The sequence below is a fragment of the Streptomyces seoulensis genome (genome assembly GCF_004328625.1).
Classification (GTDB): domain Bacteria; phylum Actinomycetota; class Actinomycetes; order Streptomycetales; family Streptomycetaceae; genus Streptomyces; species Streptomyces seoulensis.
The window spans coordinates 3,647,328-3,665,928 of the sequence record NZ_CP032229.1; the positions used below are offsets into that span (position 1 = coordinate 3,647,328).

An 18,601-nucleotide genomic window follows, 5' to 3' on the forward strand; every position below is an offset into this window, starting at 1 on the left:
AGGGTCCACTGGACCGAAGGATTCCCCGCGCCGCACGATCGGGAGGGTCAGGGTGCACCGCCGGCACAACGGGCTCAGGACCGCAGTACTCCTCGGGGCACTGTCGGCGATCATCATCGTCATCGGCAGCTTCTTCGGCCGCACGGGACTGATCGTCGCGGTCCTGGTCGCGCTGGGCACGAACGCGTACGCGTACTGGAACAGCGACAAGCTGGCCCTGCGCGCGATGCGGGCGCGCCCGGTGAGCGAGTTCGAGGCGCCCGAGCTGTACCGGATCGTGCGCGAGCTCTCCACCCAGGCCCGCCAGCCCATGCCCCGGCTGTACATCTCGCCCACGGAGGCGCCCAACGCCTTCGCCACCGGCCGCAACCCGCGCCACGCGGCCGTCTGCTGCACCGAGGGCATCCTGCGCCTGCTCGACCCGCGCGAGCTGCGCGGCGTCCTCGGCCACGAGCTGAGCCACGTCTACAACCGGGACATCCTCATCTCGTCCGTGGCCGGCGCCCTCGCCTCGGTGATCATGTTCCTGGTCAACTTCGCGTGGCTGATCCCGGTCGGCCGCTCGGACGACGACGAGGGTCCGGGCCTGATCGGCATGCTGCTGACCATGCTGCTGGGCCCGCTCGCGGCCACCCTGATCCAGATGGCCGTCAGCCGCTCCCGGGAGTACGAGGCGGACGCGTCCGGCGCCCAGCTCACCGGCGACCCGCTGGCCCTCGCCTCGGCGCTGCGCAAGCTGGAGAGCGGCACCCAGCAGCTCCCGCTGCCCCCGGAGCCGCGCATCGAGACCGCGAGCCACATGATGATCGCCAACCCGTTCCGGCCGGGCCAGGGACTGTCGCGGATGTTCTCCACGCACCCGCCCATGGCCGAGCGGATCGCCCGACTGGAAGAGATGGCAGGTCGAAACCGGTGAAGACCCTTCTGAACATCATCTGGCTCGTCCTGAGCGGCTTCTGGCTGTTCCTCGGCTACCTGCTCGCCGGCGTGCTGCTGTGCGTCACGATCATCGGCATCCCCTTCGGGATCGCCGCCTTCCGTATCGCCGTCTACGCCCTGTGGCCCTTCGGGTACACCACCGTCGAGCGGCGGGACGCGGGTGCGCCGTCCTGCGTCGGCAACGTGCTCTGGCTGGTGCTGGCGGGGTGGTGGCTGGCCCTGGCCCACATCACCACGGGCATCGCGCTGTGCCTGACGATCATCGGCATCCCGTTCGGCATCGCCAACTTCAAGCTGATCCCGGTGTCGCTGCTCCCACTGGGCCGCGAGATCGTCCGTACCGACGAGCCGTTCGGAACGCGCGTCGCCTGAGGCAACCGCCTGAGGCAACCGGAACCCATCCACGCGGCGTCCTGGCAGGGGACGGGGCACACCGGCTTCTTACGGAACCAGGGTGTGCGGAAGCGGCGTCGAAGGGCAGGTTCCTGGCATGAGCATTCTCGGTTGGATCATCCTGGGCCTGCTGGCCGGAGCCATCGCCAAGCTGCTGCTGCCGGGCCGCGACCCAGGCGGCTTCCTCGGCACGACCCTGATCGGCATCGCGGGCGCGTTCCTCGGCGGCTGGATCTCGTCACGCTGGCTGGACCACCCGGTCTCCAAGCACTTCTACGACGGCGCGACGTGGGCGGCCGCGATCGGCGGCTCGCTGGTGCTGCTGATCCTGTACCGGGTGATCTTCGGCAACTCGCGCGACTGATCCGGTGCTAGTCCTCGGAGCGGCGCTCACTGCGGTGGGTGCCCCGGGCCAGCTCCTGGAGGATCTCGTGCTCGGACCGCCGCGTCGTACGGGCCAGCGTGTGCAGCAGCGCCGCGCACAGGGCCGCCGTACCGTCCAGCAGCGTGTCCGCCGCCCCGGGGTCCTCCTGCCGCCGCTCCTCCAGATACTCCGTCAGGAGCTCGTCCCCGGAGACATAGGCAGTCATGAACTCGATACCGGTGCGCACACGGTCGTAGTCACTGCTCATGCCGGAACGATCGCACATACGGCGCCCCGCCGCCGGGGAAGCCGGGGCGGGGCGGGGTGCGCGGCCGGTCCTACCGGTAGTTCACGAACTGGAGCGCGAAGTCGAAGTCCTTGCCCTTGAGCAGGGCGATGATGGCCTGGAGGTCGTCGCGGCTCTTGGAGCTGACGCGCAGCTCCTCGCCCTGGACCTGCGCCTTGACGCCCTTGGGGCCCTCGTCGCGGATGATCTTCGCCACCTTCTTGGCGTTGTCCTGGGAGATGCCCTCCTCGATGGACGCGAAGATCTTGTACTCCTTGCCGGACAGCTGGGGCTCGCCCGCGTCCAGCGCCTTCAGCGAGATGCCACGCTTGATCAGCTTGGACTCGAAGACGTCGAGCACGGCCTTCACCCGGTCCTCGGAGTTGGCCTCCATGAGGATCTTCTCGCCGGACCACGCGATCGAGGCACCCACGCCCTTGAAGTCGTAGCGCTGCGAGATCTCCTTGGCGGTCTGGTTGAGGGCGTTGTCGACCTCCTGCCGCTCGACCTTCGAGACGATGTCGAAACTGGAGTCGGCCATGTCCTGTGGCTCCTTGCGTCGGGGGCGGAACGGGGGCGGGCCGTGCGCCGGGGCACCGGCCGCCGAGCCCGGCATTCAGCCGGACCGCATCCGCCCCAGCCTAGCCACCCCCGGCCCCCGGAGACGGCGATCAACCGGGTGGCGGAGCACCCCCGCGCATCAGGTATTGTTTACGTCGTTGCCAGGGAGCACCGCCAAGGCGGACCCCCTTACAACAACCCCCGGCGGTGTGCCCGAGCGGCCAAAGGGAGCAGACTGTAAATCTGCCGGCTCAGCCTTCCCAGGTTCGAATCCTGGCGCCGCCACACGGGAAACTCAGGGCCCGTGACCTGCTATCACAGCAGGTCACGGGCCCTGAGTCGTTGATCGCCGGTCACGGGCCTGTCAGGTGTGCCGGTCCAGGCGCGCGGAGATCTCGCGGGTGTCGGGTGTTAGTTTCCCTCCCGTGTTGAGGCACCAGGAGGAGACCAGGGCGGCCTATGACGGGGTTGTCGACCTGTATGCGTCCATGTTCTCCAGTCAGTTGGAGACGCGGCCGTTCGCGCGGAACATGATCGGGACCTTCGCCGAGCTTGTGCGTGGCACGGGGAACCTGCGGGTGGCCGATGTCGGGTGCGGACCCGGTCATCTGACGGCCATGCTGAACGACCTGGGGCTGGACGCCTTCGGGCTCGACCTGTCCCCGGCCATGATCGCCCATGCCCGGCGGGCCCATCCGGTGCTGCGGTTCGAGGAAGCGCGGATGGAAGCCCTGCCGGTCGAGGACCGCGCGCTCGGCGGCGTGCTGGCCCACTACTCGATGATCCACACCCCACCCGGGGAATTGCCCGCGTTGCTCGCCGAACAGGTGCGTGTTCTGGCATCAGGGGGCCTGCTCCTGGTGTCCTTCTTCGGGACCGAGGGAGCAGAGCCCGTCCGCTTCGACCACAAGGTGGCGCCCGCCTACAGCTGGCCGGCGGACCGGTTCGCCGAGCTGCTGGCCGGGGCCGGCCTCGTCACGTTCGCCCGGCTGCTCCACGACCCGGCGTCCGAGCGGGGTTTCCTCGACACCCATTTGCTGGCCCGCCGCCCGTAGGGCGTGTGACCTGGGTCGGGGTGGTGAGGCGCCGCGCTCAGGCACGGCTGCATGCGGCCCTCGTCATCCAGTTCGCCGCCCAGGCGGGCAACACTCGGATACGTCGAGCGCCGATCGCCCTTGTGTCTCCAGGCAGCACCGCGACGAAAACCGGCGCGGGCCCCCCAGAAGGGTCCGCGCCGGTCGTAGGAAGTCCGGGGGCGCCCGTCAGGGCGTCCGGTCAGCGGCGGGGGTCGTGGTTGCGGCCGTCGTGCCCGCGGCCCTCGTGGTCGCGGTTGTCGTTCCAGCGGGAGCCGCGCTCGCCCCACGAGACGCTGTCGACGACGCGGCGGAAGTCGTTGCGGAGGGTGGCGGTGTCGCGGCGGTTGTCCCAGACGTAGTTGCGGCGGTCCTGGAAGAGGTCGCGGGCGCTGTCGCGGCCGACGCCGGTGTGGACGCGGACGGTCTGGTGGCCGCCGAGGCTGAAGTGGCGGAAGGTGTACGTGACCCCGCGCCGGTCCTCCGTCAGCCTCCAGCCGTCGAGGTTCACACGGTGGCGGGAGTTGTTGGTGACCTCCACCCACTCGTTGTTGAGGGAGCGGTTGGAGCCGTTGTCCCAGCCGGGGGAGTCGTACTGCACGCGGCTGATCTCGACGTTCTCACGGTGGGAACGGTCCGCGGCGGTGGCCGGCAGGGCCGCCGCTCCGACCAGCGCCCCGGCAGCGAGAGCGGCGGCGGCCAGGCGACGGGCGGTCACGGAAGACGAAGTCACAGGTTCTCCTGCATGGTGCGGGCACCCGCCCACGGGCGGACCGGGGCGGAAGACGTGCGGTGTGCGGATGGCGACCTGCTGGCCGCGCAGCACTCACTCTGGCCGGATGCGGAGGAGATGTGGTGGAAACGTGAACCGTGTTACCGATCGACCATGTTCCCGTGACTCTCGGCTGTAACGTCCATTCATAGGAAAAATGCACCAAGTTGACGGCCCGAAAGGGGCAGAACCCTTGTGATCGCTGGGGCGAACCCTCATTTCGCCAGGTCACGCCACCCCGGCCACCCCGAGGGCGTCACCCGAAAGTGAGTAACAGCCCTGTCAGACCCGCAGGGCACACTGGCCCCATGGCCTCCATGTCCTCAACGTCGTCGCGCCGCAGAACCTGTCCCGTGTGCCACCGCGAGATCGCCGTCGTCGCCGGCCGCTTCGCCCGCCACGACCCGCCGGGCGTGCGGGAGAGCAAGGAGATGGTCTCCTGCGCGGGCTCCCGGCAGCACGCCCAGATCGGCGCGGCCCAGCCCACGCTGGACGGCTACGTCGTCCCCGAATTCCCGGGCCAGCTCCCGCTGTTCTGACCGGGACCGGAGCCCCGCTGAGCCCTCCTCAGTTCCCCGCGACCGCCTTCACCGCGACCGCCACCGGCACCGAACCCTCGATCAGCTCCAGCGTCAGCCCCGCCGTCGACGAGGACTCCACCAGGTCCGCCAGCACCGCCGCCACGTCGTCCCGCGCGACCGATCCCCGCCCGGTGTGCGCCGCCAGCCTGACCAGCCCCGTGCCCGGCTCGTCCGTCAGCGAACCGGGGCGCAGGATCGTCCAGTCGAGCGCGTCCTGCGCGGTGACGTACGCGTCCGCCTCGCCCTTGGCCCGCTGGTACACGTCGAAGACCTCGGTACCGGTGTGGTGCGGGTCCGCGCCCATCGAGGACACCACCACGAACCGGCGCACCCCGGCCCGTACCGCCGCGTCGGCGAACAGCACCGCCGCGCCCTTGTCCACCGTCTCCTTGCGGGAGGTCCCGCTGCCCGGACCGGCGCCGGCCGCGAACACGGCGGCGTCGGCGCCCCTGAGCGCCTCCGCGACCTCCTCCACCGACGCGGACTCCAGGTCCAGCAGGACCGGGTCGGCACCGGCCGCCCGCAGCTCCGCCGCCTGTTCCGGCTTGCGGATGATGCCCGCGACCTCGTCCCCGCGCGCCGAGAGCAGCCGCTCCAGCCGCAGCGCGATCTGACCATGACCTCCAGCTATGACAATGCGCATGGCTACGACCGTACGCCCGCCGCGACCCATCCGCTCCACGAGCCCGCGCCGCCCGGCGAACGTCCCCCCACAGGACCACGGCGCACGACGGCAACCGGGGGCGCACACGGCCCCCACCCGTGCCACGAGTGGGCCAACTCCCCGTAGAAAAAACGCTGTTACGACAACTTCTTGCGTCCCTGCCGGGGCAGCCCCGGCTCCGCCTCGGCCACCGAGTTGCAGTACTCCCGCACCGCGCTGGTCCGGGCCACCACCCGCCCCCGGTGCACGACGATCCTGCTGTACGCCAGCGACAGCGCCCCCGCCAACTCCTCGCCGCGCACCGCCAGCAGCTCGGCCGGGAACCCCGCCTCCACGCGCACCTCCGGCAGCCCCAGCACCGCCCGCGCCGAGGCGCTCACCGAGTCGTAGGCGTCGGCCGGGCGCATCCCGTGCACGGAGGCGAGGAGATACGCCGCCTCCAGGGGGTCGCCCCGGCCCACCGGGTTGGCGAGGTCCCGCAGGGCGCCGCTGCCCGCCGCGACGCGCACCCCGGCCGCGCGCAGCAGCCGTACCGGCGCGGTGCCCCGGCGGTCGGTGCCGGCGCAGCCGCCCTGGGGGAGGCAGACCACCGCGATCCCGGCGGCCGCCAGCCGGTCGGCGACGCGGTGCGCGGTCTCGGCCGGCAGCCGGGTCAGGGCCGCGCACGGGCCGAGGGTCACACCGGGACGCAGGCCCCCCGCCATCGCCGCGAGCCGGGACAGCCGGGCCGAGTCCGCCGCGTCGGTGTGCAGGTCGACCGGGCAGCCCTGCTCGGCGGCCACCTCCAGCACCGTCTCCACATAGCCGATGGGGTCGGGGTCCAGGTCGGGGCAGCCGCCCACCACGTCGGCGCCCATCTTCACCGCGTCCCGCAGCATCGCCAGACCGTCCGCACCGGCCACCCCGGTCAGCAGCCGGGGCATCGCCACCGTGGTCAGCTCCGCGAGCCCGCGCAGGGCACGGCGGGCCTGGAGCACCGCCTCCAGCGCGCCGAGTCCCCGCACATCACCGATCCGCACCTGGGCCCGTACCGCCGTCGCACCGTGACCGAGCTGGAGCAGGGTCGCCTCGGTCGCTCTGCGTTCAATTTCCTCGGGGCCGGCCGAGGGCGGGCCGGGGGGTTCGGCGGTGAGGCAGGTGTCGCCGTGGGCGTGCGGCTCGGCGGGGGCCGGGAGCAGCAGGTAGCCGCGCAGGTCCACGCGCGGGGCGCCGGCGCGGGCCGGGCCGCGGGCCAGGGTGCCCGCCGTGCCGACCGCCTCGATACGGCCGCCGCCCAGCCGTACGTCCACCGTCCGCCCGTCGGTCAGCCGCGCCCCGCACAGCACGAGGGCGCCCTGGTCGGGGGCGGGAGGGGGCTGTTGCCGGCTGTCGGGCATCGGGCGCTCGGACTCCAGGAGGCGGGGGGACGGCGCAAGATCACGCAGAGTGTCCGAGCGTAGGGTCGGCGGCCGCGCGGACCGCGGAGGAGGGCAATAGTCGTACCGGCGTGGCACAAGGGCTTTCGGGGGTGCCGGAGCGGCCTCAGGGGCAGGCGGGACGGCCCGCGATGGGCCCCCGGATACGGATTTGGGCGATCGGCGGCGGACCGTGTAATGTCTTCCTCGCTCGCCCCAATAGCTCAGTCGGCAGAGCGTCTCCATGGTAAGGAGAAGGTCAACGGTTCGATTCCGTTTTGGGGCTCTGGTGTGAGAGGTACCCGTCGTAAGGCGGGTTCCGATCTCATCAAAGCGGTGTAGCTCAGTCGGTAGAGCAAGCGGCTCATAATCGCTGTGTCACCGGTTCAAGTCCGGTCACCGCTACTGACAGTAGCCGATTGCGGGGTCGGTCCTTCGATCGGCTACTCTTACATGCGTTGAACTAGCCCATCCGTTCGTCCTAGGAGCACTCACGTGGCTGCCACCGACGTCCGCCCGAAGATCACGCTGGCCTGCGTGGAGTGCAAGGAGCGGAACTACATCACCAAGAAGAACCGGCGTAACAACCCGGATCGCATGGAGATGAAGAAGCACTGCCCGCGTTGCAATGCGCACACCGCGCACCGCGAAACGCGATAATTTCAGGCTCGTACTTGAGGTCGCCCCCGGCACTATGGGGGGCGGCCTCAAGTCGTTTTTCCCCTCGTACTCACTCCGCTAGACCAGGAGGTACCGGGCCCATGGCGCTCGACCAGTCCTTCGTGGGGCGTACCTACCCGCCCACCGAGCCCTACGAGGTGGGCCGGGAGAAGATCCGCGAGTTCGCCGAGGCCGTCGGCGACACCAACCCGGCGTACCGGGACCCGGAGGCCGCCAAGGCGTACGGGCACGCCGATGTGATCGCCCCGCCGACCTTCGTGTTCTCCATCACCTTCCGCGCCGCCGGACAGGTCGTCGAGGACCCCCAGCTCGGCCTGGACTACAGCCGCGTGGTGCACGGCGACCAGAAGTTCGCCTACACCCGCCCGGTGCGGGCCGGTGACCGGCTCACCGTCACCTCCACCATCGAGGCGATCAAGTCCATGGCGGGCAACGACATCCTGGACATCCGGGGTGAGGTGCACGACGCGTCCGGCGAGCACGTGGTGAGCGCCTGGACCAAGCTGGTGGCCCGCGCGGCCGAGGAGGTCTGAGCAGCGATGACCGCGAAGATCGCGTACGCCGACGTCGAGGTCGGCACCGAACTCCCGGCGCAGTCCTTCCCCGTGACCCGCGCCACCCTGGTGCGCTACGCGGGCGCCTCCGGGGACTTCAACCCCATCCACTACAACGAGCGGTTCGCCAAGGAGGTGGGCCTGCCGGACGTCATCGCGCACGGCATGTTCACCATGGCCGAGGCCGTCCGCGTCGTCACCGACTGGGCCGGTGACCCGGCCGCCGTCGTGGAGTACGGCGTCCGCTTCACCAAGCCGGTCGTCGTGCCCGACGACGACAAGGGCGCGCTGATCGAGGTCACGGCGAAGGTCGCGGCCAAGCTGGACGACAACACCGTCCGCGTCGACCTCATCGCGACCTGCGCCGGCCAGAAGGTGCTCGGCATGTCCCGGGCGGTCGTGCGGCTGGCCTGAGGGCAGCGGGGGGTGTCCTGCTCCGGGACACCCCCGTCACGGTCCGGGCCATCTCGTAGTCTTGCCCCCGTGCACGTACTCCACGACGCCCCCCTGGCCCCGCTGACCACCTTCCGGCTGGGCGGACCCGCGACCCGGCTGGTCACCGCCACCACCGACGCCGAGGTGATCGACGCCGTCCGTGAGGCCGACGACAGCGGCACCCCGCTGCTGATCATCGGCGGCGGCTCCAACCTGGTCATCGGCGACAAGGGCTTCGACGGCACCGCCCTGCGCATCGCCACCCAGGGCGTCGCACTGAGCGGCACCACCCTGGAACTGGCCGCCGGCGAGATCTGGACCGACGCCGTCGCCCGCACCGTCGAGGCCGGGCTCGCCGGCATCGAGTGCCTGGCCGGCATCCCCGGCTCGGCCGGCGCCACCCCGATCCAGAACGTCGGCGCGTACGGCCAGGAGGTCTCCTCCACCATCACCGAGGTGACCGCCTACGACCGCCGCGCGGGCGAGACCGTCACGCTCACCGGCGAGGAGTGCGCCTTCTCCTACCGCCACAGCCGCTTCAAGGCCGACCCCGAGCGCTACGTCGTGCTCCGCGTCCGCTTCGAGCTGGAGGACGCGGCCGGCCTGTCCGCGCCGGTCCGGTACGCGGAGACCGCGCGCGTCCTCGGCGTCGAGCCCGGCGACCGGGTGCCGCTGGCCGACGCCCGCGAGACCGTGCTGCGGCTGCGCGCGGGCAAGGGCATGGTCCTGGACCCCGAGGACCACGACACCTGGTCCGCCGGGTCCTTCTTCACCAACCCGATCCTGGGCGAGGAGCGGTTCGCCGCCTTCCAGGCAAGGGTGCGCGAGCACCTCGGCGCGGACGCCGTACCGCCCGCCTACCCGGCGGGGGAGGGGCTCACGAAGACCTCCGCGGCCTGGCTGATCGACAAGGCCGGCTTCACCAAGGGGTACGGCACCGGGCCGGCCCGTATCTCCACCAAGCACACCCTGGCGCTCACCAACCGGGGTGACGCCACCACCGAGGACCTGCTCGCGCTGGCCCGCGAGGTCGTCGCCGGGGTCCGGGACGTCTTCGGCGTGACCCTGGTCAACGAGCCGGTGACCGTGGGCGTCAGCCTCTAGTACGCCACCGACTAGTACGCCACACCGACGCCCTGCCGGACCGTCGCCGGGTCACCGACCGCCGCCAGCATCGCGTGCGCCACGTCCGCGCGGCCGATGGCCCGGCCGGCGCGCGGGAAGCCGCCGACCACCGTGCGGTAGCGGCCGGTCAGGGGCCGGTCGAGCAGGCGCGGCGGGCGTACCGAGGTCCACTCGGCGGTGCTGCGGGCCAGCTCCGCCTCCGTCTCGCGCAGGTCCGTGTAGACGTCCTTGAGGACGGCCGACACCACGGACCGCAGCGCGCGGTCCAGCGGGCCGTCGTCCTCGGCGGCCGGGCCCACCGGGGCGGCGCTGACGATCACCAGCCGGCGTACGTCCTCCGCCGCCATCGCGGCCAGCACCGCGCGGGTCAGCCGGGCGGTGACGCCCGCGGCCCTGCGGGAGCGCGCCCCCAGCCCCGACAGGACCGCGTCCCGGCCCGCGACGGCCGCGCGCAGCGCCTCCGGGTCCGACAGGTCGGCCTCGACCACGCGCAGCCGCTCCCCGGTGGAGGTGAGCCGGGCGGGGTCCCGGACGACGGCCGTCACCTCGTGTCCGGCGTCCAGGGCCTGCCGGACGATCTCGCCGCCCACCCCGCCGGTGGCGCCGAACACGGTCAGCCTCATGCGCTCACCGGCTCGGTCAGCCACCGGTCCACGCCCGCCAGCAGGCGCTCCTTCGTCTCGGTGGGTGCCGCCGAGCCGCGCACCGACTGCCGTGCCAGTTCGGCGAGTTCGGCGTCGGTGAAGGCGTGGTGGTGGCGGGCGATCTCGTACTGGGCGGCCAGCCGGGAGCCGAAGAGGAGGGGGTCGTCGGCGCCGAGGGCCAGCGGGACGCCGCTCTCGAACAGAGTGCGCAGGGGGACGTCCTCGGGCTTCTCGTAGACGCCGAGCGCCACGTTGGAGGCCGGGCAGACCTCGCAGGTGATGCCCCGGTCCGCCAGCCGCTTCAGCAGGCGCGGGTCCTCCGCCGCGCGCACCCCGTGCCCGATCCGGGTGGCGTGCAGGTCGTCCAGGCAGTCCCGCACCGACGCCGGGCCGGTCAGCTCACCGCCGTGCGGGGCGGAGAGCAGGCCGCCCTCGCGGGCGATGTGGAAGGCCCGGTCGAAGTCGCGGGCCATGCCGCGCCGCTCGTCGTTGGAGAGGCCGAAGCCGACGATGCCCCGGTCCGCGTACCGCACCGCGAGCCGGGCCAGGGTGCGGGCGTCCAGCGGGTGCTTCATCCGGTTCGCGGCCACCAGCACCCGCATCCCGAGCCCGGTGTCGCGGGAGGCGGTGTCCACCGCGTCCAGGATGATCTCCAGCGCCGGGATCAGCCCGCCCAGCCGGGGGGCGTACGAGGTCGGGTCGACCTGGATCTCCAGCCAGCCTGAGCCGTCCCGGACGTCCTCCTCGGCGGCCTCGCGGACCAGCCGCTGGATGTCCTCGGGCTCCCGTACGCAACTGCGCGCCGCGTCGTACAGCCGCTGGAAGCGGAACCAGCCGCGCTCGTCGGTGGCCCGGAGTTTCGGCGGTTCGCCGCTGGTCAGGGCCTCGATCAGGGTCTCGGGCAGCCGCACGCCGTATTTGTCGGCCAGCTCCAGGACGGTGCCGGGGCGCATCGAGCCGGTGAAGTGCAGATGCAGATGGGCCTTGGGAAGCTCCGAGAGATCACGTACACGCTCCATCCAGAGATCCTGCCAGAAGCGGGCCCGACCTACTCACGTGAGTAGGTCGGGCCCGCTTCCACAGGTCCTCAGTCCCGCGCCTCCGCCAGCAGCTTCTGCATCCGGCTGACGCCCTCGATCAGGTCCTCGTCACCCAGCGCGTACGACAGCCGCAGGTAGCCCGGCGTGCCGAACGCCTCACCCGGGACGACCGCGACCTCGGCCTCCTCCAGGATCAGCGCGGCCAGCTCGACCGTGGTCGCCGGGCGCTTGCCCCGGATCTCCTTGCCCAGGAGGTCCTTCACCGACGGGTAGACGTAGAAGGCGCCCTCGGGCTCCGGGCACAGCACGCCGTCGATCTCGTTCAGCATCCGCACGATCGTCCGGCGGCGCCGGTCGAACGCCTCGCGCATCTCGGCCACGGCCTTCAGGTCGCCGGAGACGGCGGCCAGCGCGGCGGCCTGCGCCACGTTGGAGACGTTGGAGGTGGCGTGCGACTGGAGGTTGGTCGCGGCCTTGACCACGTCCTTCGGGCCGATGACCCAGCCCACCCGCCAGCCGGTCATGGCGTACGTCTTGGCGACACCGTTGACGACGATGCACTTGTCCCGCAGCTCGGGCAGGATCGCGGGCAGCGAGGTGAAGGTGGCGTCGCCGTAGACCAGGTGCTCGTAGATCTCGTCGGTCAGCACCCACAGGCCGTGCTCGACGGCCCAGCGGCCGATGGCCTCGGCCTCGGACTCGCTGTAGACCGCGCCGGTCGGGTTGGACGGCGAGACGAAGAGGACGACCTTCGTCTTCTCCGTGCGGGCCGCCTCCAGCTGCTCGACGGTGACGCGGTAGCCGGTCGTCTCGTCGGCCACGACCTCCACCGGGACACCGCCCGCGAGCCGGATCGACTCCGGGTAGGTGGTCCAGTACGGGGCCGGGACGATGACCTCGTCGCCCGGGTCGAGGATCGCGGCGAACGCCTCGTAGATGGCCTGCTTGCCGCCGTTGGTCACCAGGATCTGGGAGGCGTCGACCTCGTAGCCCGAGTCCCGCAGGGTCTTCGCGGCGATGGCCGCCTTCAGCTCCGGCAGGCCGCCGGCCGGGGTGTAGCGGTGGAACTTCGGGTTCCGGCAGGCCTCTACGGCTGCCTCGACGATGTAGTCCGGGGTCGGGAAGTCGGGTTCACCGGCGCCGAAGCCGATCACCGGACGCCCGGCGGCCTTGAGGGCCTTGGCCTTGGCGTCCACGGCGAGGGTGGCGGACTCGGAGATCGCGCCGACTCGGGCGGAGACCCGGCGCTCGGTGGGAGGGGTTGCAGCGCTCATACGCCCATCGTTCCAGACCGGAAACACGGCGGGCACACGGGTTTCACAGACTGAACAGCACCGGGCGGCCGCCGGAACAAGGGTCCGAATCCGGGCCGCGGCCTGGACGATCTTCCACTCCGGGCGTCCGGCCGGGCACTTTCTGTTCGACGCCGGGCCGTGGAGCACGTACACTCATCCCTCGTTGGCCTCCAGCAGCCACCGCGTGAGCGCCCCACACCGGGCGGTCGGGCGGATGCGGTAGGTTGGGGGACACCAAAGGGTCGTAGCTCAATTGGTAGAGCACCGGTCTCCAAAACCGGCGGTTGGGGGTTCAAGTCCCTCCGGCCCTGCTACACACACCGCCAGGATGTGTGCGCATGTACGTACAGCAATGCACCGCCGTGCGGCTCTGAATTCACCGGGCGCGGCACGGCCACGATTCCGGGATCAGGTGAGGACGCATGACGGACGCCGTGGGCTCCATCGACACGCCTGATGCCCAGGACGAGCTGTCGGATGCCAAGAAGCCCCGCAAGGGCGGCAAGCGTGCCAAGAAGGGCCCGCTGAAGCGTCTTGCCACTTTTTACCGCCAGATCATCGCGGAACTCCGCAAGGTCGTCTGGCCGACCCGCAATCAGCTGACGTCGTACACGACCGTAGTGATCGTCTTCGTCGTCATCATGATTGGCTTGGTCACCGTGATTGACTATGGCCTCAACCACGCGGCCAAGTACGTCTTCGGCTGAGCCAAGAGCGAAGGGCGCCGTGGTACCGGCGCCTTTTTTCGCATGTTCCACCCCTATGTATCCAGGAAGAAGCAGCCATCGTGTCTGACCCGAACCTGAACGACGCCACCGAGCCTCGCCGAGAAACCGCGGAGGCGGTGGACGCCGAGCTCGACACCGTCGAGGGCGCGGACGAGCAGGACGAGTTCGAGGCTGCCGAAGCGGTCACCGAGGTCGACGAGGATGTCGTCGCGACCGACGCGACCGAGGAGACGGACGAGGCCGGCGACGACGTCGTCGAGGCCGAGGAAGCCGTCGAGGTCGTCGAGGAGGAGCCGGCCGAGCCGGTCGACCCCGTCGCCGCGCTCCGCGAGGAGCTGCGCACGCTGCCCGGCGAGTGGTACGTCATCCACACCTACGCGGGTTACGAGAACCGCGTGAAGACGAACCTGGAGCAGCGCGCCGTCTCGCTGAACGTCGAGGACTACATCTTCCAGGCCGAGGTGCCGCAGGAAGAGGTCGTCCAGATCAAGAACGGCGACCGCAAGACGATCAAGCAGAACAAGCTGCCGGGTTACGTCCTGGTCCGCATGGACCTGACCAACGAGTCCTGGGGCGTCGTCCGCAACACCCCCGGCGTCACCGGCTTCGTGGGCAACGCCTACGACCCGTACCCGCTGACCCTGGACGAGATCGTCAAGATGCTCGCCCCGGAGGCCGAGGAGAAGGCCGCCCGCGAGGCCGCCGAGGCCGAGGGCAAGCCCGCCCCGCAGCGCAAGGTCGAGGTCCAGGTGCTGGACTTCGAGGTCGGCGACTCGGTCACCGTCACCGACGGCCCCTTCGCCACCCTGCAGGCCACGATCAACGAGATCAACGCCGACTCGAAGAAGGTCAAGGGCCTCGTCGAGATCTTCGGCCGCGAGACCCCGGTCGAGCTGAGCTTCGACCAGATCCAGAAGAACTAGTTCTTCTGGTCACACGCTTCCGTGCAGGTCAGACGGGCTCTCGTAGCCGGTCTGACCTGCACGGTTTTTAGCCGCACATCTATACCCGCTATCGTTGTGCGGTATGCCTGCGTCCGGGTTGGTCCCCTTACGCGGGCAGGACCCGAATCGAAAGGACCCGGAGAGCTATGCCTCCCAAGAAGAAGAAGGTCACGGGGCTCATCAAGCTCCAGATCAACGCCGGTGCGGCGAACCCCGCTCCGCCGGTCGGCCCCGCGCTCGGTCAGCACGGCGTCAACATCATGGAGTTCTGCAAGGCCTACAACGCCGCGACCGAGTCGCAGCGTGGCTGGGTCATCCCGGTGGAGATCACGGTCTACGAGGACCGTTCCTTCACCTTCGTGACCAAGACCCCGCCGGCCGCGAAGATGATCCTCAAGGCCGCTGGTGTCGAGAAGGGCTCCGGCGAGCCCCACAAGACCAAGGTCGCGAAGATCACCGACGCGCAGGTCCGCGAGATCGCCACCACGAAGATGCCCGACCTCAACGCCAATGACCTGGACGCCGCGGCGAAGATCATCGCCGGTACCGCGCGCTCCATGGGCATCACGGTCGAGGGCTGAGCCCCACCTTCGTAGTTCCCCGCGGCCGCCGAACCAGCCGTCGCACGTGGTAGGGCCTGCTCGGCCCGTACACCACGACTCCTTTTCCAGAACACACAGGAGCAAGTTGTGAGCAAGCGCAGCAAGGCTCTCCGCGCTGCGGACGCCAAGATCGACCGGGAGAAGCTGTACGCCCCGCTCGAGGCCGTCCGTCTCGCCAAGGAGACCTCCACGACCAAGTTCGACGGCACCGTCGAGGTCGCCTTCCGCCTGGGTGTCGACCCGCGCAAGGCCGACCAGATGGTCCGTGGCACCGTGAACCTCCCGCACGGCACTGGTAAGACCGCTCGGGTCCTGGTCTTCGCGACCGGTGACCGTGCCGAGGCCGCGCGTGCCGCCGGCGCCGACATCGTCGGTGCCGACGAGCTGATCGACGAGGTGGCGAAGGGCCGTCTGGACTTCGACGCCGTCGTCGCCACCCCGGACCTCATGGGCAAGGTCGGCCGCCTCGGCCGCGTCCTCGGCCCGCGTGGTCTGATGCCGAACCCGAAGACCGGCACCGTGACCCCGGACGTGGCCAAGGCCGTGACCGAGATCAAGGGCGGCAAGATCGAGTTCCGCGTCGACAAGCACTCGAACCTGCACTTCATCATCGGCAAGACGTCGTTCGACGACGACAAGCTGGTGGAGAACTACGGCGCCGCGCTGGAGGAGATCCTCCGCCTGAAGCCGTCCGCCGCCAAGGGTCGCTACATCAAGAAGGCCGCCATCAGCACCACGATGGGCCCCGGCATCCTGGTGGACCAGAACCGCACCCGCAACCTCCTCGTCGAGGAGGACCCGGCCGCCGTCTGAGCCTTCGCTCACCGGTAGCCGCGTCTGCGACGCGTGACGCAGGTCGAGGACCCCGCACCCCTCACGGGTGCGGGGTCCTCCCCTTTTCTCCGTTTCTCCGTTTCCCCGTCCCCTCCCGGCCGCGCCCGCCCCTGGGTTACGGTGCGGACAGGCGCGTACAGGGGTGGGGGACCGGATGAGGAGCACGAACGTCCGCCGGGCGGGGTTCGCGGCGCTGGCGCTGGCCCTGTGCACCCCGGCCGCGTGCGGCCGGGCCCACGACGACGGTGACGGGAGCGGCGCCCGCCCGCTGGCCGCCCTGCGCTCCGCCGAACGCTCCACCGACCGCGCCGAGTCGGTCCGGGTGCGCTCCACGCTCAGCTACGGCAAGGCCCTCTCCCTGTCCTCCGACGGCGCCCTGCGCTGGCAGGACGGGGTCACCGGCCACCTCACCATCCGCTACACCGGCGGCGCCCTGGCGGCCGCGATGCGCAAGGCCGGCACCCCGTCCCTGACGGCCCGCTACCTCCCGGACGCCTACTACGCGCGGATGAGCGACACCTTCGCCGAGCGGGCCGGCGGCCGGCACTGGATCAGGTACGGATACGCCGACCTGGCGCGCGGCGGCGACGGCCTCGGGATGTATCTGAAGGACCAGATGCGCAACACCACCCCCAACCAGTCGGTGAAGATGCTGCTGGCCTCCGGGGACGTGCGCCGGGCCGGCACCGGGCGGGTCCAGGGCGTCGAGGCGACGCACTACCGGGGCCGGGTCCGGGTCGCCGACCTGGCGGCCCGGGACAGCGGGCTCAGCGCGCGCGAGCTGGCCGGGCTGAAGCGGCAGCTCGACCAGGCCGGGGTGCGCACCGAGACCGTCGACCTGTGGATCGACCACCGGAACCTGCTGGTCAAGAAGGTGGAGCGGGCCGACACCGCCCAGGGCAGCCTGGTCAGCACCGCCTACTACCGGGACTACGGCGTCCGCGTCACCGCCGAGGCGCCCCCGGCCGCCGACACCCGGGACTTCACCGAGCTGGCCCGCTCCAAGGGCGTCGCCAGAGGCCGCTGAGCACCGGATTTGCCCGTCGGTGCCCGAGTCCCGTACTCTCCTGGAGAAGCCAAAGACCGCTGGTCGTTGCCGCACGCTCACCTGAGGGTGTGGTGGCCGAAGGACTCACTGCAAAGTGGGCGACCCGCGCAGGTGTCAGTGGAAGAACTCCCGGAGCAGACGCTCTCACGCGTAAGCGCCCGGTCGAGTCCGCCCCGAGCGCCTGCGCCGGGGCGTTTGTTTTCCCAGTCTCCTCCTTCGGGGTCCGCGCGGTCAGAATCACCCGGAAGGAGGCCGAGACTCTATGGCGAGGCCCGACAAGGCTGCCGCAGTGGCCGAGTTGACGGAGCAGTTCCGCAACTCCAACGCTGCCGTGCTGACCGAGTACCGCGGTCTCACCGTGGCGCAGATCAAGACCCTGCGCCGGTCGCTCGGTGAGAACGCCAAGTACGCCGTGGTGAAGAACACGCTGACCAAGATTGCGGCCAACGAGGCCGGGATCACGCTGGACGACCAGCTCTTCGCTGGTCCGACGGCTGTCGCCTTCGTCACCGGTGACCCGGTGGAGTCGGCGAAGGGTCTCCGTGACTTCGCCAAGGACAACCCGAATCTCATCATCAAGGGCGGTGTCCTTGACGGCAAGGCGCTGTCCGCCGATGAGATCAAGAAGCTTGCGGACCTCGAGTCCCGCGAGGTTCTGCTCAGCAAGCTGGCCGGTGCCTTCAAGGGCAAGCAGTCCCAGGCTGCTCAGCTCTTCCAGGCGCTGCCCTCGAAGCTCGTCCGCACCGTGGACGCGCTCCGTGCCAAGCAGGCCGAGCAGGGCGGTGCCGAGTAATTCGGCTCGCTTTCTGATCCTGGCCGCGTGACGCGGCGAGGGTCGCAGCGGGCCCTAAGTACGCCCGCCTCACCCAGTACATCCGGCACCTGCCGATTTAGTGGAAGGACCGCCATCATGGCGAAGCTCACCCAGGACGAGCTGCTTGCCCAGTTCGAGGAGATGACCCTCATCGAGCTCTCCGAGTTCGTGAAGGCCTTCGAGGAGAAGTTCGACGTCACCGCCGCCGCCGCGGTCGCCGTGGCCGGCCCGGCCGCCCCCGGCGCCCCGGCCGAGGCTGCCGAGGAGCAGGACGAGTTCGACGTCGTCCTCACCGGCGCCGGCGAGAAGAAGATCCAGGTCATCAAGGTCGTGCGCGAGCTGACCTCCCTGGGTCTGAAGGAGGCCAAGGACCTCGTCGACGGCACCCCGAAGCCGGTCCTCGAGAAGGTCACCAAGGAGGCCGCGGAGAAGGCTGCCGAGTCCCTCAAGGCCGCCGGCGCCTCCGTCGAGGTCAAGTAAGACCTCACGGGGTTCCCGCGAACCTCACCCGCGTGACCGCGGCCTGAAAAGGCTGTAACGCGAACGCACCGAAGAGCGATCATCCATCCGGGTGGTCGCTCTTCGGCGTATCCGAGGGGGGACCACGGTTGCCTTGCACTCGTCGTGGCGAGGGGTATGGTGATCTTCGTCGTGTCTCCGGAAGGCCCCATTCCGGCTGGGGGGCCTTGACGAACCGCACGCAGCGCGCAATTCTCAGGACGCGTCGTCACAACGATCCGGATCCGAGGCATGGATCGGAGGCGAAGCGGGCAGGATGAACCTGCGTCGAGGGCAGCAGGCCGAGGGCGTCGAAGACGAGGGCGTTGAGA

Annotated in this window: 24 protein-coding genes and 4 tRNA genes; 20 read left to right on the plus strand and 8 right to left on the minus strand. The window is 70.4% G+C overall.

Annotated elements, in window-relative coordinates:
* Positions 1 to 52: 52 nt before the first annotated feature.
* From htpX to D0Z67_RS17030, 3 genes are all read left to right on the plus strand, one after another.
* Positions 53 to 916 (plus strand): zinc metalloprotease HtpX, encoded by an 864-nt coding sequence (htpX, locus tag D0Z67_RS17020; protein ID WP_031180892.1) that lies wholly within the window; start codon positions 53 to 55, stop codon positions 914 to 916.
* Positions 913 to 1,311, plus strand: a complete 399-nt coding sequence (locus D0Z67_RS17025) for a YccF domain-containing protein (protein ID WP_031180891.1) — start codon at positions 913 to 915, stop codon at positions 1,309 to 1,311. The genes htpX and D0Z67_RS17025 overlap by 4 nt, the downstream gene beginning before the upstream one ends.
* A 118-nt stretch (positions 1,312 to 1,429) precedes the next feature.
* Complete coding sequence (locus D0Z67_RS17030) at positions 1,430 to 1,696, plus strand: GlsB/YeaQ/YmgE family stress response membrane protein (protein WP_031180890.1); 267 nt, start codon at positions 1,430 to 1,432, stop codon at positions 1,694 to 1,696.
* Positions 1,697 to 1,703: 7 nt separating this feature from the next.
* Here D0Z67_RS17030 and D0Z67_RS17035 read toward each other — a convergent pair whose 3' ends face one another.
* Together D0Z67_RS17035 and D0Z67_RS17040 are read right to left on the minus strand one after the other, a co-directional pair.
* Positions 1,704 to 1,964 (minus strand): hypothetical protein, encoded by a 261-nt coding sequence (locus D0Z67_RS17035; protein WP_031180889.1) that lies wholly within the window; start codon positions 1,962 to 1,964, stop codon positions 1,704 to 1,706.
* A gap of 70 nt (positions 1,965 to 2,034) precedes the next feature.
* The gene (locus D0Z67_RS17040) at positions 2,035 to 2,523 is read right to left on the minus strand and encodes a YajQ family cyclic di-GMP-binding protein (protein ID WP_031180888.1); all 489 of its coding nucleotides are present in this window, start codon (positions 2,521 to 2,523) and stop codon (positions 2,035 to 2,037) included.
* Between the two features lie 223 nt (positions 2,524 to 2,746).
* On the opposite strand from D0Z67_RS17040, the gene D0Z67_RS17045 reads away from it, so the two are divergent.
* A tRNA-Tyr gene (locus tag D0Z67_RS17045) sits at positions 2,747 to 2,828 on the plus strand.
* A gap of 140 nt (positions 2,829 to 2,968) precedes the next feature.
* Positions 2,969 to 3,598 (plus strand): class I SAM-dependent methyltransferase, encoded by a 630-nt coding sequence (locus D0Z67_RS17050; RefSeq protein WP_031180887.1) that lies wholly within the window; start codon positions 2,969 to 2,971, stop codon positions 3,596 to 3,598.
* Between the two features lie 220 nt (positions 3,599 to 3,818).
* On the opposite strand, the gene D0Z67_RS17055 is transcribed toward D0Z67_RS17050, so the two are convergent.
* On the minus strand, positions 3,819 to 4,349 hold the full coding sequence (locus tag D0Z67_RS17055) for a lamin tail domain-containing protein (protein WP_234312717.1): 531 nt from the start codon (positions 4,347 to 4,349) through the stop codon (positions 3,819 to 3,821).
* 356 nt (positions 4,350 to 4,705) lie between these two features.
* Here D0Z67_RS17055 and D0Z67_RS17060 point away from each other — a divergent pair, with 356 nt between their 5' ends.
* On the plus strand, positions 4,706 to 4,927 hold the full coding sequence (locus D0Z67_RS17060; protein WP_031180885.1) for a hypothetical protein: 222 nt from the start codon (positions 4,706 to 4,708) through the stop codon (positions 4,925 to 4,927).
* A gap of 28 nt (positions 4,928 to 4,955) precedes the next feature.
* Here the strand turns inward: D0Z67_RS17060 and D0Z67_RS17065 are convergent, their stop codons facing one another.
* Together D0Z67_RS17065 and D0Z67_RS17070 are read right to left on the minus strand one after the other, a co-directional pair.
* Positions 4,956 to 5,612 (minus strand): SDR family oxidoreductase, encoded by a 657-nt coding sequence (locus D0Z67_RS17065; protein WP_031180884.1) that lies wholly within the window; start codon positions 5,610 to 5,612, stop codon positions 4,956 to 4,958.
* A 158-nt stretch (positions 5,613 to 5,770) separates the two neighbouring features.
* Positions 5,771 to 7,009, minus strand: a complete 1,239-nt coding sequence (locus D0Z67_RS17070; protein WP_031180883.1) for an amidohydrolase family protein — start codon at positions 7,007 to 7,009, stop codon at positions 5,771 to 5,773.
* 231 nt (positions 7,010 to 7,240) lie between these two features.
* On the opposite strand from D0Z67_RS17070, the gene D0Z67_RS17075 reads away from it, so the two are divergent.
* From D0Z67_RS17075 to D0Z67_RS17100, 6 genes are all read left to right on the plus strand, one after another.
* Positions 7,241 to 7,313 (plus strand) — tRNA-Thr (locus D0Z67_RS17075).
* A gap of 46 nt (positions 7,314 to 7,359) precedes the next feature.
* A tRNA-Met gene (locus D0Z67_RS17080) sits at positions 7,360 to 7,432 on the plus strand.
* Between the two features lie 90 nt (positions 7,433 to 7,522).
* A complete protein-coding gene (gene rpmG, locus D0Z67_RS17085; protein WP_018834916.1) occupies positions 7,523 to 7,687 on the plus strand; it encodes a 50S ribosomal protein L33 in 165 nt (54 codons plus the stop codon).
* Between the two features lie 101 nt (positions 7,688 to 7,788).
* Positions 7,789 to 8,241, plus strand: a complete 453-nt coding sequence (locus D0Z67_RS17090; RefSeq protein ID WP_031180882.1) for a MaoC family dehydratase N-terminal domain-containing protein — start codon at positions 7,789 to 7,791, stop codon at positions 8,239 to 8,241.
* 6 nt (positions 8,242 to 8,247) lie between these two features.
* On the plus strand, positions 8,248 to 8,676 hold the full coding sequence (locus tag D0Z67_RS17095) for a MaoC family dehydratase (RefSeq protein ID WP_031180881.1): 429 nt from the start codon (positions 8,248 to 8,250) through the stop codon (positions 8,674 to 8,676).
* Between the two features lie 12 nt (positions 8,677 to 8,688).
* Positions 8,689 to 9,801, plus strand: a complete 1,113-nt coding sequence (locus tag D0Z67_RS17100; RefSeq protein WP_267974113.1) for a UDP-N-acetylmuramate dehydrogenase — start codon at positions 8,689 to 8,691, stop codon at positions 9,799 to 9,801.
* 11 nt (positions 9,802 to 9,812) lie between these two features.
* On the opposite strand, the gene D0Z67_RS17105 is transcribed toward D0Z67_RS17100, so the two are convergent.
* The 3 genes from D0Z67_RS17105 to D0Z67_RS17115 form a co-directional block, all read right to left on the minus strand.
* Positions 9,813 to 10,445 (minus strand): NAD(P)-dependent oxidoreductase, encoded by a 633-nt coding sequence (locus D0Z67_RS17105; protein ID WP_031180879.1) that lies wholly within the window; start codon positions 10,443 to 10,445, stop codon positions 9,813 to 9,815.
* Positions 10,442 to 11,485, minus strand: coding sequence for an adenosine deaminase (locus tag D0Z67_RS17110; RefSeq protein WP_031180878.1), 1,044 nt, complete (start codon positions 11,483 to 11,485; stop codon positions 10,442 to 10,444). The genes D0Z67_RS17105 and D0Z67_RS17110 overlap by 4 nt, the downstream gene beginning before the upstream one ends.
* A gap of 68 nt (positions 11,486 to 11,553) precedes the next feature.
* Positions 11,554 to 12,780: a pyridoxal phosphate-dependent aminotransferase gene (locus D0Z67_RS17115; protein WP_031180877.1), complete on the minus strand. Its 1,227-nt coding sequence runs from the start codon at positions 12,778 to 12,780 to the stop codon at positions 11,554 to 11,556.
* 259 nt (positions 12,781 to 13,039) lie between these two features.
* On the opposite strand from D0Z67_RS17115, the gene D0Z67_RS17120 reads away from it, so the two are divergent.
* The 8 genes from D0Z67_RS17120 to rplL all read left to right on the plus strand — a co-directional run bounded on the left by D0Z67_RS17120 (position 13,040) and on the right by rplL (position 18,251).
* A tRNA-Trp gene (locus D0Z67_RS17120) sits at positions 13,040 to 13,112 on the plus strand.
* Between the two features lie 111 nt (positions 13,113 to 13,223).
* On the plus strand, positions 13,224 to 13,508 hold the full coding sequence (gene secE / locus D0Z67_RS17125) for a preprotein translocase subunit SecE (protein WP_030811625.1): 285 nt from the start codon (positions 13,224 to 13,226) through the stop codon (positions 13,506 to 13,508).
* A gap of 80 nt (positions 13,509 to 13,588) precedes the next feature.
* Positions 13,589 to 14,452 carry a transcription termination/antitermination protein NusG gene (gene nusG / locus D0Z67_RS17130; RefSeq protein ID WP_031180876.1) on the plus strand — a complete coding sequence of 288 codons (864 nt, stop codon included), beginning with the start codon at positions 13,589 to 13,591 and terminating at the stop codon, positions 14,450 to 14,452.
* A 167-nt stretch (positions 14,453 to 14,619) separates the two neighbouring features.
* Complete coding sequence (gene rplK, locus D0Z67_RS17135; RefSeq protein WP_030811629.1) at positions 14,620 to 15,054, plus strand: 50S ribosomal protein L11; 435 nt, start codon at positions 14,620 to 14,622, stop codon at positions 15,052 to 15,054.
* 108 nt (positions 15,055 to 15,162) lie between these two features.
* A complete protein-coding gene (rplA, locus tag D0Z67_RS17140; RefSeq protein ID WP_031180875.1) occupies positions 15,163 to 15,888 on the plus strand; it encodes a 50S ribosomal protein L1 in 726 nt (241 codons plus the stop codon).
* 175 nt (positions 15,889 to 16,063) lie between these two features.
* The gene (locus D0Z67_RS17145; protein ID WP_031180874.1) at positions 16,064 to 16,936 is read left to right on the plus strand and encodes an SCO4651 family lipoprotein; all 873 of its coding nucleotides are present in this window, start codon (positions 16,064 to 16,066) and stop codon (positions 16,934 to 16,936) included.
* Positions 16,937 to 17,219: 283 nt separating this feature from the next.
* Positions 17,220 to 17,750, plus strand: coding sequence for a 50S ribosomal protein L10 (gene rplJ, locus D0Z67_RS17150; RefSeq protein ID WP_031180873.1), 531 nt, complete (start codon positions 17,220 to 17,222; stop codon positions 17,748 to 17,750).
* Positions 17,751 to 17,867: 117 nt separating this feature from the next.
* Positions 17,868 to 18,251 carry a 50S ribosomal protein L7/L12 gene (rplL, locus tag D0Z67_RS17155; protein ID WP_031180872.1) on the plus strand — a complete coding sequence of 128 codons (384 nt, stop codon included), beginning with the start codon at positions 17,868 to 17,870 and terminating at the stop codon, positions 18,249 to 18,251.
* Positions 18,252 to 18,601: the final 350 nt, after the last annotated feature.